The 15,304-nt window shown below is 59.2% G+C and carries 13 protein-coding genes; 2 read left to right on the forward strand and 11 right to left on the reverse strand.

Features of this window, described 5'->3' with window-relative positions; genetic code table 11:
• Nucleotide 1 precedes the first annotated feature (1 nt).
• From BM374_RS27025 to BM374_RS27055, 7 genes are all read right to left on the reverse strand, one after another.
• Nucleotides 2–910 (reverse strand): type II secretion system F family protein, encoded by a 909-nt coding sequence (locus BM374_RS27025; RefSeq protein WP_092299337.1) that lies wholly within the window; start codon nucleotides 908–910, stop codon nucleotides 2–4.
• Nucleotides 907–1,839 carry a type II secretion system F family protein gene (locus BM374_RS27030; RefSeq protein ID WP_177248553.1) on the reverse strand — a complete coding sequence of 311 codons (933 nt, stop codon included), beginning with the start codon at nucleotides 1,837–1,839 and terminating at the stop codon, nucleotides 907–909. The genes BM374_RS27025 and BM374_RS27030 overlap by 4 nt, the downstream gene beginning before the upstream one ends.
• On the reverse strand, nucleotides 1,836–3,278 hold the full coding sequence (locus BM374_RS27035) for a TadA family conjugal transfer-associated ATPase (protein WP_092299343.1): 1,443 nt from the start codon (nucleotides 3,276–3,278) through the stop codon (nucleotides 1,836–1,838). Before BM374_RS27035 ends, BM374_RS27030 begins: the two co-directional genes overlap by 4 nt.
• Complete coding sequence (locus BM374_RS27040; RefSeq protein WP_092299346.1) at nucleotides 3,275–4,480, reverse strand: CpaE/TadZ family protein; 1,206 nt, start codon at nucleotides 4,478–4,480, stop codon at nucleotides 3,275–3,277. The genes BM374_RS27035 and BM374_RS27040 overlap by 4 nt, the downstream gene beginning before the upstream one ends.
• Nucleotides 4,480–5,439 carry a Flp pilus assembly protein CpaB gene (gene cpaB / locus BM374_RS27045; protein WP_092299349.1) on the reverse strand — a complete coding sequence of 320 codons (960 nt, stop codon included), beginning with the start codon at nucleotides 5,437–5,439 and terminating at the stop codon, nucleotides 4,480–4,482. The genes BM374_RS27040 and cpaB overlap by 1 nt, the downstream gene beginning before the upstream one ends.
• Nucleotide 5,440: 1 nt before the next feature.
• The gene (locus tag BM374_RS27050; protein ID WP_092299351.1) at nucleotides 5,441–5,947 is read right to left on the reverse strand and encodes an A24 family peptidase; all 507 of its coding nucleotides are present in this window, start codon (nucleotides 5,945–5,947) and stop codon (nucleotides 5,441–5,443) included.
• Nucleotides 5,948–6,048: 101 nt separating this feature from the next.
• Nucleotides 6,049–6,264 (reverse strand): hypothetical protein, encoded by a 216-nt coding sequence (locus tag BM374_RS27055; protein ID WP_092299354.1) that lies wholly within the window; start codon nucleotides 6,262–6,264, stop codon nucleotides 6,049–6,051.
• Between the two features lie 1,557 nt (nucleotides 6,265–7,821).
• Here BM374_RS27055 and BM374_RS27060 point away from each other — a divergent pair.
• The gene (locus tag BM374_RS27060; RefSeq protein WP_092299357.1) at nucleotides 7,822–8,163 is read left to right on the forward strand and encodes an H-NS histone family protein; all 342 of its coding nucleotides are present in this window, start codon (nucleotides 7,822–7,824) and stop codon (nucleotides 8,161–8,163) included.
• A 976-nt stretch (nucleotides 8,164–9,139) separates the two neighbouring features.
• Nucleotides 9,140–9,376 (forward strand): hypothetical protein, encoded by a 237-nt coding sequence (locus BM374_RS27070; protein ID WP_092299888.1) that lies wholly within the window; start codon nucleotides 9,140–9,142, stop codon nucleotides 9,374–9,376.
• Nucleotides 9,377–9,902: 526 nt separating this feature from the next.
• Here the strand turns inward: BM374_RS27070 and BM374_RS27075 are convergent.
• The 4 genes from BM374_RS27075 to BM374_RS27090 all read right to left on the reverse strand — a co-directional run bounded on the left by BM374_RS27075 (nucleotide 9,903) and on the right by BM374_RS27090 (nucleotide 14,895).
• On the reverse strand, nucleotides 9,903–12,020 hold the full coding sequence (locus tag BM374_RS27075) for a putative bifunctional diguanylate cyclase/phosphodiesterase (protein ID WP_092299363.1): 2,118 nt from the start codon (nucleotides 12,018–12,020) through the stop codon (nucleotides 9,903–9,905).
• Between the two features lie 27 nt (nucleotides 12,021–12,047).
• A complete protein-coding gene (locus tag BM374_RS27080) occupies nucleotides 12,048–13,403 on the reverse strand; it encodes a globin-coupled sensor protein (protein WP_092299366.1) in 1,356 nt (451 codons plus the stop codon).
• Entirely contained in the window at nucleotides 13,378–13,683 is a 306-nt protein-coding gene (locus tag BM374_RS27085; protein ID WP_092299369.1) for a globin family protein, read from the reverse strand. Before BM374_RS27085 ends, BM374_RS27080 begins: the two co-directional genes overlap by 26 nt.
• Before the next feature lie 216 nt (nucleotides 13,684–13,899).
• The gene (locus tag BM374_RS27090) at nucleotides 13,900–14,895 is read right to left on the reverse strand and encodes a PAS domain-containing protein (RefSeq protein WP_092299372.1); all 996 of its coding nucleotides are present in this window, start codon (nucleotides 14,893–14,895) and stop codon (nucleotides 13,900–13,902) included.
• Nucleotides 14,896–15,304 lie beyond the last annotated feature (409 nt).

A 15,304-nucleotide genomic window follows, 5' to 3' on the forward strand; every position in this document is an offset into this window, starting at 1 on the left:
GCTACTTACCGAAGCTGGCGAAGGAGCGCACGAGGTGCAGAATGGGACTTCCGCCCAGAATGACGAACATGGCTGGAAGCAGGAACAGGACCATGGGAATGGTCAGCTTGGCGCCCAGTTTGTGTGCTCGTTCTTCAAGCTTGGTAATACGTTCTCGGCGGAGATCGACGGCGATACTCCGCAGCGCCTGACCGATCGGCGTCCCGTATTGCAGGCTTTGAGCGACCATGATTCCGAACCGGCGCAGCCCATCCGACGTAGCTCCCAGCTTCTCGAACGCCTCGCTGCGGCTAGGCAGTACCCGGAGATCATCGAGAAGATTCCTCAAGACCCCAGCTATGGAGGGATTGGTCTCGTCCATTTCCTGCGCAACGCGTGCCAGCCCGCTCTCCAGGCCCATTCCCGACTCGCTGCACACAACAAGCAAATCGATCATATCCGGCGTGCCCAGCCGAATGGCAGCATCAAACCGCCGCTTCAATGCCCCCAGGATCAACCGCGGTCCCACGATTCCGACCGCCATGCCGATCAGCGTGAAGACCAGCACGTCCAGCAACGGCTTCCCCAGGAGCTGAGCGCCCCCTCCAGCGATGATCGGGCACAAGAACATGCTGACTGCCTTGATGCCGATCCAGGTCGGCAGGGCTCGACGATGATTGAAACCGGCTGATTGAAGAATCGCTCGTAGCTGATCCAGATTTTCCTCCGCGTAGAAGCGGCGGTACCGCATGCCGAGCGACGAAAACCAACCCGTCATGTCTTGGAAGGGCGCCGACCGTCCGGCAACGCCCATAACGGCGTTCGACACCCGCGTGTCCAAAGCACGAATATGCATTTCGCGGAGGATCAACACGCAGCTCGCGGCACCGGCTGCGAATGCGAGGGCCACCAGACCAATATCAAGCGTCATAGTGCCGTTTCCCGTCTGACCATCCAACTTATCACCAAGGCCCCGATGAGCACCGAGACCACCGCGTAAGCCAGCAGCTTGTTTCCAACCGGATCAGTGAACAACAGATCGACCGTTTGCGGATTGGCTGCGTACAGCGCCCCGCCCCCGAGCAAGGGCGAGATCGTCAGCGCCCGCGAAGAAAAGATCACTTCTCCCGCCAGCGCCTTGGCCCGCGCGGCCAGTGCAACGCGTTGCCTCACGGTGTCTCCCAGGTTCTGTAAGGTCTCCGCAAGGCTACCACCCGACTTCAACTGAACTGCAAGGGTCACCGCGAACATCGCATATTCCGCCACCTGCGTTCGCCGATAGACACCTTGGACGGCGTCCTCGGGAGGTCTTCCGAGATTCACCTCGCTGCACACGATGGCAAACTGCCCGGCCGTTGGCTGCGGCATGTCGCGCGCGAGGGCGCGAAACGCTTCGTGCACAGGCAGACCCGATCGAACGGTGCTGGTCACGAGCTGGATCGCATCAGGCAGCTGTCGAAAAAGTTGCCTGGCGAAGCGACGCTGCTGCCATCCAAAGAGGCCGCGCACCACGACTATGGCGGCAATTGCCGCCGTGACGGACAGGTAGAGAATGGAGAATCCCAGCAGGCGATTGGTGTAGAGGATCGCTGCTGCTGCGATGGCACCCGCAAGCAACACATAGGCTGGATGCCAGGTGTAAGGTATCTCGCGATTGTAATTGGCCAACCGATGGAGCAACAGCGACGGAGACCCGGCCTCCAACCGGCGAATGGATGGCAGGTTGGCTGGATGGGAAGCTGGCAAAGCAACCGCCAGCCGGCGATTGATGCGTCGCTCCCGAGCGTCTAGCCACAACGCAAGGGCTGCTGCGCACATCGCGAGCGCCAGAAAACACGCGATTACCGACTCCGGCATCATATTTGCCTCATTGCCTCGGCCCATGCTCCATCGAGTCCGTAATAGACGAGACGGCTCTTGAATTTCGGAGTTGCAAGGTTGCACCTGTAGGTGCCCGATAGGCGACCCTGCTCGTCCTCCTCCTTGTATTCGAAGGCTGCGATGTCATTGGTGGTGATCACGTCCCCTTCGAGGCCGATCACCTCACTGATCTGGACGATACGACGTTGCCCGTCCCGCATGCGTTCGACCTGCACGATGAGATCGAGTGCAGCGACGATCTGCGCTCGAATGGCCCGCGACGGCAGATTGACTTGTCCCATCTGCACCATATTTTCGATGCGGGTTAGGGCGTCCCGGGTACTATTCGCGTGGACTGTGGAGATCGAACCGTCATGGCCGGTGTTCATCGCCTGGAGCATGTCGAACGCTTCCGCGCTGCGAACCTCGCCAACGACGATCCGGTCGGGGCGCATACGCAGGGCGTTCACCAGCAGATCCCGTTGCGTCACCTGTCCTGTGCCCTCCAGACTGGGAGGCCGGGTCTCCAGGCTGATCACGTGCGGCTGCTGAAGCTGCAACTCCGCCGCGTCCTCGATCGTTACAATGCGTTCGCTGTGATCGATGAATTGACTCATCGCGTTCAGGAGTGTCGTTTTGCCGGATCCGGTACCGCCGGAGACCAGAACATTGAGCCGAGACCGGGCGGCGATCTCCAGCAGCTTTCCGATGGCCGCGGTCATTGAGCCATTTTCGATCAATCCGGCGATATCCAAACGGAGGCTTGGAAATTTCCGGATTGAGATGCACGGACTATGGATCGCCAGCGGCGGGAGAATGATGTTGACGCGGCTGCCATCCAGCAGGCGACAGTCCACCATCGGGCTGGATTCGTCGACGCGGCGGCCAACCTGCGCGGCAATCTTCTGAGCAACGGAGGCGATATGATCATTGTCCCGGAATCGCACCGCAATTCGTTCCAGCCTGCCGCTTCGCTCGACGTAGACGTTGCTAGGACCGTTCACCATGATATCGCTGATCGATTGATCGAGCAGCAGCGGACGAAGCGGTCCGTAGCCCGTCATGTCGTCGGCAATCTCGTCCGCGAGCTGAAGCTGCTCGCGCCCCGACAGCTCGAGCCGTTCCTGGTTGGCGATTTGATGGATGATCTCCTCGATCTGCCGCCGAAGAACGTCCCGCGAAACGGTTGCCGCCACCGCTGGCTCGATCTGCTCGATGACCCGTTCACGCAACGACGCCGGGATCAGAGGGTGATGGACCGGGTCGTCGCGCCTTGACGCAGCTACGAGCACGTTCGGCGCAAGTGACGCGCCCATTGGCGTCGATGCAGCCAAGCTGGTCGCGGTCGGTGGCAAACCTGGCGCCGATGCAGGCAGGCTTGTCGCCGATGAAGGTATGTAAGCTGGCGCTTCGTCGTCACGCCTCCCGAACTTTTTCATCGCAGATGTGCCGTGAGCACCCTCCTCCACCAGCTCTTCCGTTCGGCGCCGACACCGCTGATCTCCCGTACAATCGGTGCCAGGTGACGCCGCAATTTTCTGACGTGCTTCAGGGCTGGAATTCCCAGATTGAGCGCCTCCGTCATGCCCTTGCCGAGATCGGGAACGACGATGTCGGGCTCTGCACCCAGCGCCTTGACAACCGCCGCCCTCGGAAGCCCCCCGGGACGACCGGCCCGGTTGAGTAAGGTAAAGACCCGGTCTTTGCCCGCGATGTTGATCACGGCGGTGCGCAGCGCATGGGCATTGCGAAGTCCGGTCACCTCGGATTCGAGCAGCACCAATACGTGACGGGAAAGCGCAATCACGGGATAGATCGATGGCGGAAACGGGACGGGTACATCGACGACGATGTAGTTGAACCGTTGACGGAGCAGACCCAGCACGTGTCGTATGCCGGCTTCCGTGATTTCGAGCTGCGCATCGAGGTCCTCGTCGGCCGAGACCAGACAGACCCGCTCGTTGACTTCGATTGCCGCTCGCTCGAGAAAGAGGGTGTCCGCCCGCATCGGATTTTCCAGAGCGATGCGCAGCCCCGGCCCGGGACGGACACCCAACATCACGGCGGCCTCGCCGCCTTGCAAATGAAGATCAAGCAGCGCCACCTTGGCCTTGGTGGTCTCGGCAAGTTGTAGTGCCAGATTGATCGCGATGCTCGTGGCGCCGGCGCCGCCCTGCGCCCCGCAGATCGAAACCACGTGACCGCCACGGTCGATTTGGTTGGTGGCAACGTCGCCGAGCAGCTTGGGGCGCAACTGGTCCAGCACCAGATCTCGCGTGAGCGGCCGCGGCAGATACTCGGCCAGCCCGAGTTCCAGAAGCTCACGGTAGAAAGTGATCTCCCTGTTCTCGCCGATCACGGCTACGCGGACATCGGGCGGACAAACGCCGGCCAGCCTTTCCAGCTCGGTGAAGGGATCATCGATGCCGCTGATGTCTGTTACCAGCGCGAACAGGTCTGTGTCGGATTCCAGCATCCGTATCGCATTGCGGATCGTACCGCGCCTGATCGAGAGGTTGGCGCCTTCGAGGCCCTTGCGCAAAGCCGCGGCGCTGATCTCGTCATTTACGAAACAGACGATGCGGTTACGCGTGACGATCGATGTCGATTCTTCGGGCGGAGGAGCTATGGCGATGTTCATCAACGTTTCTCCGAAACTCTGTTGACATAACCTTCGGCCGTTGCGGTCTGGTGCACAACTTCCGAGGCCCCCTCGCAACTGACGAGAGCGTCCTCGTCTTGCTTTCTGACCGTGTATTGCTTGGCCTCGCCGCCCGAATGAATGACGACTGCCGTTCTCTGGCGTGCGATCGCGTACTGGCGAGCAAGCTCCGGGGACACATCACAGCTCGACATCGCGCCGGTGTCGGCCTTGTCCCATTGATCGACTGCAGCACGCACGGCCAGAGACAGCGTTCCGAGCTGCTTTGCCACGGTGACTTTCTTGACCTGCTCCTGCGCAAGCTCCAGGGACACGGTTTGCGTTTGCTTGCCTGCCATTCCGCCAATTGGTCGTGCACCCTGCGCGATCTCCTGGTCGACCGCGATGACCCGAACGTTGCGCAGAACGGTCTCGCTCAGGGCTCGACGTGCGGTGTCGACCTTCTCGAATACCTGGGTCAATACGACGTCCACGTGATCACCCGGCCTGATCAGGCCGGAGACACCCGCCTCCTCGTCAACCTTGATGCTGATGGCACGGCTGTCCGGTGCAAGGACGCTGGCCAGGAAGCCTCGATCCCGCGGACGCAGAATGTCCTGCAGCGTCACGGGACTGCCCGCTTCAACGAACCTGCGGATCAGAGAACCGGGAAGTCCGGCCTTCGACTCGGGCGTTTCAAGGATCGCGCCCTGGGGAATGCGCTCCGGTGGCACCGATCGCACGGTGAAATCTTCTTCGCGGGCCAAAGTCCCCTTCGGCAAGGGCCGCGCCGCGACAAAGTATCCGACGGTCGTCGCCGGTGCGGGTGCCGTCTCGGTGACTTGCGCCGGAGCCGGAGCGGGCGCCTTCGGCAGGTTCATGTTATAGGCGATAAGCCCGAACGCCGTGGTTGCGAGCAGAAGCACCATGATGATCGACAGACGCAACGCGGATGACATCTCACAATCCTTTGCTCAAAATCGTCCAGATACCCCCGCACGCGATTGCAACTCCGTAGGGCAGCGGGGCGTGTCGCAAATGGCGCCAACGTTCGATCGCGTAAACCCGGCGTGGGAGTGACGATTTGGCGGGTGCCAGTTTGGGATGAGGCAGGTGGCGCATCATCAGATGCACCAGGGCGAGAACGCCGCCGGCCAGCGCAGTTATGGTCACGAGCTGAATCTGGCCGGTCGGCGGAAAGCCGATCGCCAGCGCAGTCAGCAATTTGACATCGCCGCCGCCAATTCCTCCGCGCGCGTACAGGACGAACATCAGCAGAAAGAGGATCGCGGCCGATATCAGCGACTCGGCGACTTGCATTGGGTTGGGCAATTGACTGGCGATCCCTAGAGCCGCCAGCGCCAGACACATTTCGTTTCGGATCAAGCGCGTCGCAACATCGATCGTTGCAACGTGAAGCAACAATACGATTTCAAGAATCGAGGCTGTGGGAGCAATCCAACTCATGAATGCACGCCTCAGAAAAGCGGAACGCGCGCGAGCTAAGGGGGAGTACGAGCAAAGGGGGGCGCATTGGAATTGCCCCCCTCTGGCGCCCGATGGCCGTATCAGCCAGCGATCGCAGTAGCGAAAGCGGTGGTGATAGCGGTGATCCCGGTCGTCAGCGCGGCCCCGATCTGCCCACCGGCTCCACCACCGAACACAGCACCCACTGCGCCAACGATGCAAACCGCGACGATGATGTACTCGAATGACACCACGCCGTTCTGGTCCGTCCGCAGACGCTTCAACGCTTCCTTGGTCTCGATGAAATGTTGCAACATAGGAAGAATCCCTTCGTTCAAGATGAATTTGCAGCACCTCGGCAACTTGCAGCGGCTGCGGATTTATGTCCGGCCCCGCCAGCGACAAACTATTCATTAAATATTTATTATCGTCAACATTTAATGAATTAACGGCTTGGGTATAATTAACGCGCCAAAAAACAGGCAACGAAATCCAGAAAATAGCAAAACCAACGCAATATGAAGGTGTTGGCAGACCGCGGCAGATTATGGACGGGGCAGCCGGCCGAGAGTCGATAAAGATTCACCGGATTATCACGGGGTCACCGGCGGTATAATCTTTATTATTCTGAAGTTCGCGAACTGGATGAGCTATGGCGCTGCATCAGCGTGTCAGCGGGTCGCCGTAGCCGCCGTGCGCCTTGCTCTGCCCCGACATGATCCTTTGCGATTTCTGACGTTGCGATGCCCTGCAGGAAGCTTCGCGTCTCCTGTTGCTGTCCCGCGCGCACCTTTCTCGTTCGCTTTAACGCGCAACAGGGCCCCGGCAAGCCGCATTCGAAATCCATGTGAAGCTGAAACCGAAACCAATTCCCGGTTGGCTCGCAAAATCGATCAAATCGACCGTCATTAAATGACATATTTGATTATTGTATATAATCATGATGACTCCATCGCAAAGTTGAAAAATATGTTGGGAAAAAGAAAACATGGGAGGTTGGAATGGAAGCTGCCCGCCGCTTTCGCGCAATGGCGTTGCTTTGTCGACAGGCCGCCGCACTGCAACCTGAGAGAAGCTGGAAACTGCTTGCAGAGGCAGAGTACTGGGAGCATTTGGCGGCTGCGGCTGTAGCTCATTGAGCTTCGGTCGAACGTTCTTTGTCTTTCTTTTCGTCGACTTCTTACTTCAAGTCATTTTCTGAGGCATGTGATGTCGAGTACGCGTCGGATTTGTTCGAGTGCCGTTCTGAGCGAACGGCACCAGGCGCTTCTGGAGGAGCTTAGAGAGGTGGAGAAGCTTCGAAGTAAGCTCCGACATGTAGAAGCAAAAACAATCGGCAGAAGACGGCGTATCAAAGCGAGCAACAGAGCAAGAGCTGTTTAGAGACCGGCCGGGTCCGAAGCTCGACCCGCGTTGGCTCACTCGCGCTATTCGATGAACGGATTGCCCACGTTCCTCGCATCTGCCACGACCTTGAAAGAGGATTGGGCGCCTCATCCCCGCAGTAGCGAGCCTCGGCGACGACGTTGCTGAGACATGTCGCCGACCGGCTAGGCCGGTTGCTCCACAACGCTTGAACCAACTCGGCGGCGGACAACGCGATGAATTAATTGTATTCTTGGGCACCTAATTGATAACGGTCCAGCACCCCAGGGATGCCGTCAACGCAAGATACCTGGAGGTCACAATACGTCGATAACCCCTCGCAGCGAATTAAAGACTCCGCCACGATATTACCATTATCGCGCCTTTCTCCCTGCCACCTCTCGCATTTAAATGTGGATTGCACCGATCATTATCTAACTGACGGCTTGTCTGCTCCCGGATTTCCGACTTGTCTGCCTGGGCCTTATGCCCAAGATTCGGATGGAGTCATGAACACCGCGCATTTCAGTTCGCTCTCGGTTGACGAGCTCTGGATACTTCATCAAGACATCGCCGCCAAACTCACGCAGAAAATATTGGCGCAAAAAGCACATCTGGAGGAAAGGCTCCGCAGGATTGGACTGGCCAACGAGCTCACACGGCTCAATCATAAGCGCCGCCGTCCATATCCGCCCGTCCGTCCCAAATATCGCAATCCGAAGAACCCAGCGGAGACATGGTCGGGTCGCGGCAGGCAGCCGCGATGGCTGCGGCCGCAGCTTCGAAGCGGCCGAAATTTGGACGATTTCCTGATCGATCAGGCTTCAGAGCAAAAACGGCACACAAATTGAGCGCCGATTGCGGCATTGGATGGGAATGCTAGCGCCGGCTGTCACCTCTGGGGCTCCGAGCTTTTCACATCATCGTTAAAACGCGCGTCATAAGCATGCTTGGAGGCATGGCGATAGGAGGGCACTTGCGGTCTGCGTGATGGTCTAGCTGAATCGCTGGGGAGCGGCGCAATGAAGACATCGACGAGAATTTCAAGCGCGCGACGGCCCGCGTCTAATCATGGTGACCTCTGAAGTGTCGCCCAACCGCATTGCACGCTCGAAGGAATGGAAGGAGGAGGACAAAAAGAACTCTGATTGCGATCGGCGTCATCCCGCGCCGCAGGAGTGGTGGGTCATGATCGTGCAGGCGACCGGCGGTCGTGTCGATCGTCACCGGAGATGGAATTCCTGCGCGCTGAGTCGGTCCCGGTCTGCGCGAGGGCAGGACGACGACAACGAACAGAACGTTCACCAGTAGCCATATTCCCACAATGAGAAGGAAAGTACGCACGAGAACGACCATCGTTGGTCTAAAATCTGCCGGGCTTACTCCTGCCTCATACCCGGCACGCAGCCGGCAACACCGCGTTCGCGGACAGAGCCGCTTCAGCGCAGCCGGCAAATTTGGCATCTCTCGATGCCATGGGTCCTGAGCGCTTCGCGGGCGTCCAGGATTGCTCGCAGCCTAGTCCCGCGCAATACTCGCGTCTGTGCGCTTTCGAACATTCATGCCCCTTCAAGTATGCTAGGTCTATGCATCATGCGGCGAGAGCCGGAACAGGGATGGCTCATCCGTCGGGACGGCCGTCCTCACCCGCAATCCCTGAACAGGGGGCGGGACATGGAGCACGGCCAAATATCGCAGCACGATGAGCGGCGAATTTGGCGGTCTGCACAGAGCCAGTATCGAGTTTCGGCAGTTGACTCCCAGTGGATCCGAACAAGCAAACTGATTGCTCGGGCGAGGATAAGTTTAAAAGCTAAGCCGGCACACATGAAGGACCTCCAACGACGTTTGGAAAAGGTCCGCGCTGACGCCAGAGAGTTTAGGCTGATGAGTCAGCAGGCGACGGACATAGAAAAGCGCGAACTGTTTAAGCGCTTGGCGGATGAGCTCGCCTTCGAGGCTCTCGAGCTTGAGCTAATCGTGAAGAAAAATGAGCCAGCTGATCCGTGCGAAAAGCACGAGGTCGTGGAGTTTAAGCCACCCTCTCAGCGAAAGCGCGGCTGACTTGCGACGGACAGAACAGATAGTCCGTTTTGCCCGCCCCAATATCCTATTCTACGACAAGCACGTAATCAACTTGTCCCCATCGGATCCGTGCGCTGTATCGAATGGGTGAAGAGTAAACAAGGGAAAAGCCGAATCGCAATCCGGCCGCGTTCACCCTGGTTAGAAAACGCCGCACCAGAGGCGCTTTGTTCTATCGAAGAATTTAAAAAAGCCCCGCGGGCCTATTTCCTCAATGGTGGTGGGCGCACCAGGGCTCGAACCTGGGACCCGCTGATTAAGAGTTCAGGCCCCGGGTGGAGCACAATCAATGACTCACCGGTCGCTCCGCCGGGCTTATCGGGCTGGAAATGGGCATTCGTCGCACGATCCTCGTCGTTACAATGCCTGATCTGAGGGGCCTATTCTGACTTTACGGGTCAATGGCGGGTACATTCGGCTTGAGCTGCGGCTTTGCGACAGCGCGCGACAGATCGGGGCAGTGAGCCCCATTTGTGCTGCGCACTCGCAGGGCTCTGTCGCAACATTAGCTCGCGTCCAACAATCCATCAGCGTACGGCATTCCTGTAAGGACCAGCTCTGAACACGGGACAGGCCTGCCCAACAGATAACCCTGAACGAACTCCACTCCCTGGCTGCGCAAGTACTGGAGCTGCTCCACCGTCTCGACACCTTCTGCCGTCACCTGTACCTTGAGCCCGCGCGCCAATGTCATGATGGACGCGACGACCGCCCTGCTCGCAGGCTTGCTCGGCAGCTCGCTCGTAAACGAACGATCGATCTTCAGCTTGTCGAATGGAAATGACACGACGGAACCCAGCGAGGCATAGCCGACGCCGAAGTCATCCAGCGCGAAGGTTATTCCGATATCCTTCAGTTGGCGAAACAAGAGCAGATTCTCCTCCCTGTTTTGCAGCAACATCGACTCCGTCACTTCCAGCTCAAGCCGATGCGGCGGTAGCCCGGTTTTCATCAGCACACCGATGATCGAGTCGAAAAGAAACCCTCCTCGGAACTGAGCCGGAGACAAATTGACTGCTACTTTGATTTCTCCGGGCCACGTCACGGCGTCTGTGCACGCCCTTTCCAGGGTCCATCGCCCCAATGCTTCCATCAGCCCGGTTTCTTCCGCAACCGCGATGAACTCATCTGGATAAAGCAAGCCTCGAGAGGGATGGCGCCATCGCACCAACGCTTCCGCGCCACGCGGCCGCAGGGTCCCTGCCTCGCAGATGGGCTGATAGTGGAGCTCGAACTCACCGCGCGCAACTGACGCACGTAGCTCATTGACGAGCCGGTCGCGGGCTTGCGCGCGGCTGCGCATTTTATCTTCAAAGACTTGAAATCCGCCCCGCCCCTCCGATTTGACGCAATAGAGAGCCAAATCGGCCCTGTAGAGCAGCTCTGGAGCCGTAAGACCATGCAAGGGCGAAATCGATATTCCGATGCTGACGCCGACGGAGGCCTCTTGCGACTCTATCGAGAAAGGTACGGCGATCACTTGCAGGAGATCGATCGCGAGCGCTTGGATCTCTTTACGCTCGTTCCCCGAGCTGAGCTGCACGATCGCAAATTCGTCGCCGCCCAGGCGTGTAATCAGGGCCGCCTTCGGAACGACTGAGACCAGACGTTCACTCAGCTGCTTGAGCAAGGCATCACCGGCGGCATGACCGAGCGTGTCATTCACATGCTTGAAACCATCGAGATCGAGAAGATAAATGATCAGCTTTTGCCGTCTTGCCTGCGTTTGGGAAAGTCGTTCCGAAAGATCGTCCAGGAGCGCTGCACGGTTTAGAAGACCAGTCAGCGCATCGTGGCGGGCTGCATGACAGAGCTGCGCCTCCGCCTTCTTTCGCGCAGTAATATCGATCCGGATGGCCATGTAGGCGACCGGTTTGCCGTCCGGTCCAAGCTGGGGTGTGATCACGGTGTCGACCCAGTAAAGCTCTCCGCTTTTTGCTCTGTTGCAAAGCTCGCCTCGCCAAACACCTCCTCGGGCGAGGCAACGGTACATCTGACGAAAAATTTGCGGTGAATGCACCCCCGATTTCAGAAGGCGGTGATTGCTTCCAACCAGTTCCTCCCGAGCGTACCCGCTGATGTCGCAAAACCGGTCATTGGCGTACGTGATCGTGCCCCTAACATCCGTGATCGCGACAATGACGGCCTGGTCGATCGCATACTGCTTCTCGATCAGCTCCTGCCTCGCTTCTTCAGCCCGGACCTCTGCGAGGCGAAGTTCCGTGACATCCCGATGCCGTTCGACGAACCCCCCGTCGGGCATCGGATGCATGTCGAGCTCGACGAACGACCCGTCCCGCAATTCATATGTGGTGCGGAACGCTTCGCTCCGACGTATGGCCGCCAGGTATTCGGCCAATTGGGCATTCACCTTCGCCCCTATGATACGGGCATACCGGCTTTTCAGAAGGTCCTCCGCCAAGAGACCCGGCGACACCTCCGAAGACGCCAGCGAATAGAGGCTGCGGTGCTGTTCATTGCCTATCACCAGCCTGGACCGGCCGTCGAAGACGCACAGGCCATGAGAGCTGCTTTCGATGGCGGTGTGAAGCAGCTGCTCCCAGTTCACCTCGCGCTTGGACACGCGCCCGGCGATCTCGAAATCGTTCGTTACTGTACTCATTTTGTCGCCGAACTCTGGAATATTACGCTAGGCTGCCCGAATTTCGGCAAAGAACGTCTCCACCTCCGAGCGAAGAGCCGCAGCCTGGACCGATAACTCTTCGGACGCGCTCAGGAGGCTTCCCGCCGTCTGCCGCGTTTCAGCGGCCGCCTCGCTCACGCCGGCGATGTTGCTTGATACTTCCTGCGTGCCCTGGGCGGCCTGCTGGACGTTGCGCGCGATCTCCGCCGTAGCCACGCCCTGCTCTTCCACCGCCGCCGCGATGACTGTCGCGATCTCGCTGACCGACCCGATTGTGCGGCCGATGTCCTGGATCGTCCCCACCGACTCCTTCGTTGCGCCCTGAATCGAGAGGATTTGCTCACCGATCTCGCCGGTGGCCTTTGCCGTTTGCTCCGCCAGGGCTTTGACCTCCGAAGCGACGACGGCGAAGCCGCGTCCGGCCTCGCCGGCCCGCGCTGCTTCGATGGTGGCATTGAGAGCGAGCAAATTGGTTTGTCCGGCGATGGTGCTGATCAGCTCCACCACGTCGCCAATTCGCTGGGCCGCTCTCGCAAGGCTCTGGACCGTGTCGCCGGAGCGGGCCGATTGCTCCACCGCGGTCCGGACGATCCTGGTCGATTCAGATACCTGGCGACCGATCTCCTGAATTGAGGAGGTGAGCTGCTCGGTCGATGCGGCGACGGCCTGCACATTCGTCGATGCTTCTTCCGAGGCGGCGGCTACGGCATTGGACTGCTGGGTCGACTGCGACGCGCTCGCAGCGAGGGTATTCGCAGCGTTCTGAAGATTGCCAGCCGAGTCGCCGATCGCACCCACGGCTGCCTTCATCCGGGCATCGAAGCTTCGAATGGCAGCGCGGATCGTCTCCTGGCGTTTTTCCCGCTCGGCAAGCATTGCCTCCTGGTAGACGGAGATGGCGATCTCCATGTCGAGCATCACGGCGCAATTCACGGCGCTCAAGAGTTCGCAGAGATGCCTTGGCCTCCAGCGGTAGCGGCGAACAGCTAGAGCGACGAGTTGGTTCAGGACAAAATTGTATCCACCAATGTACCAGCGCGGCTCAAGGCCGATCTTGTTGTGGACCATGCCGATGGCACGAACCCCTTTCAAGTACTCGTCGTCGAACCGACCGTTGAACAGCCGCGCCCAGTGCGTGCCCTGGGCCGTCTTCAATCTGGGAATATCGCTCCCAATCAGTGCGGCAAGCTGAGGTTCGCTCGTGACATGCCGGTAAAAGCCCTCCAGAATCCGCGGCACAGCAGGTTCGGCGATCACCCAGAATTCCCGCAACAACACCCCGCTGCGAGATGTGATTCCCATGAAACGCATTCTAGCCTGGCGATGCTCGCCGGAATCAACGCGTGCGGGTAGGCTGATCATTGTTAAATCCTTTCAAGTCTGACTGAAAAAAAATGGATGGGAGTTCGGCAGGTCGCCCTGAGCAGCTGTTGAACAGCGAATGCCAGTGTTCCCTTTGCTTGATCATGAGCCGGCCGATGGTGTGCTCATCCAGAAGAACGCCGGGATGCGACTGCCGCGTTCGCCTGTAGAACTCAGCGATGATTTGGCCACTTGGCGCGTCGACCAAATTCCACAGCTGCTCCGCAAGGAGCTGAGTGCGCGTGTCGATTCCGAGGTACCGAATGATCTGTGTCATCATGCCCGCACGCCTTGCCGGAGCCCAACGTGCAGAACAATAATACCGACCCTGCTAACCTTCTGTTAGGCAAAATTGGCGCGTGCGGTTCGGCTTATGCGGCTATCCGGGATTGGCGATGCACGATTCTGCGCAACCCAACGCCAGATTTGCGAGATGCCGCGTTGGCGATCGACAACTCGACCAATTTTGCAAGATCGGTGCAGGTCAGGCGCCAATTTAGCGGGGACGCACGGCAGGCTTGCCTGCTTCTGGAAACAGGAATTCGACACCCGCTCTTGCAAGGGCCGCTTCGATCAAAGGAAGCGCCGGGTCGTTGTGCGATGGAGCGCCGTCCAGCTCCTCGAGGCGACGGATGGTCGCACGCGTGGTGCCCGCAGCCTGCGCCAGATCCAACACCGACCATCGCAGCAGGCCGCGCGCAGCCCTAATTTGCGCCCCGGTGACGCGGTGCACGCCTGAACGCGTCGTATTGCGGTCGAGATCAACGCTGATGCCGAGCCACTCCTTGATATTCCCAGCGTCATCCAGCAGCGGTTGACCAGTGGAACGCTTCCACCTGAAAGTGCCGTCGGCTTGGAGAAAGCGGTGCACCACGTCATAGCCGCGTTTCTCCCGGCTTGCCGCCGCACATACTCTGAGCATCTTCTCCTGGTCGTCTGGATGGACGAGCTGGAGCCAACCAGATTCGGACGCAACGAGCTGGCTGCCATGATCGCAATTTACGAGTTCGTGGATTCGACCGTCCGATTTGGCGATCCATACCACGGCTCCGGCGGCCTTGATGAGGGCACGATACCGCTCGTCGGCAGTCCGCAGCCGGTTGAGCTGATCCTCGCGAGCCGTGATATCCGTGCAGACGCCGATTGCCTTCTCTGCCGCCCCCTCCGAGTCCACGAAGACGATGATCTGACAGTAGATCCAGGCGATGTTGCCGCCGGGGCGAATGACGCGGAATTTCCGTCTGATGGTCGAGGCCTTTTGGATGACCCGCTCTGCCTCCGCCTGCGCGCTGCGATCGTCGGGATGGGTGACCTGGAGGATGGCCGCAAAGGATGGCGTTACCCTTCCCGGCTCGATGCCCAGAAGATCATAATACCCGCGCGACCAGTGCATTTCGTTGGTACGCAGATTCCAGCTCCACAGCCCGCACCGCAGTTCACGCTCGATCAGGCCGAAGCTTTCTTCGGTGCCCCTCTTCAAGAGGTCCAACATTTCTTGCTCTCATCCAAATGCTGCACAGTTAGCAAAGTTGGGAATGTTGTCCAGCCGCATGCCAGTTGGTCGCCTTGGGTTGAATGACGCTGGCGCCGGTTGACATCGCTATCGGCCGAGCACCGTCGGCTGGCAGGTCAATGGCGGTGACGAGCATGCAGCTTCGGAGCATGACAAACATCAGTTCATATTTGCTTCCGCAATCTGGTTGATGCTGAGACTCACAATGCCATCGGCGAGACCGCTCTATTCAGATGCGCCGTGCTCACAGGCTAATCGCAGACAAGATACCTGCGATGGCGGCTGTAAACGTAGCGGCATTCGCTACTCGAGTAGTCGCTCGAGCGCGTCCCCCCATAGGGGTACCCAGCGTAGGCGCCGGCTGCGTATGCGCCGACATAAGTCGCGG

Origin of the sequence: Bradyrhizobium sp. Ghvi, from assembly GCF_900115265.1 — a bacterium.
In the GTDB taxonomy this organism is placed as follows: Bacteria; Pseudomonadota; Alphaproteobacteria; order Rhizobiales; family Xanthobacteraceae; genus Bradyrhizobium.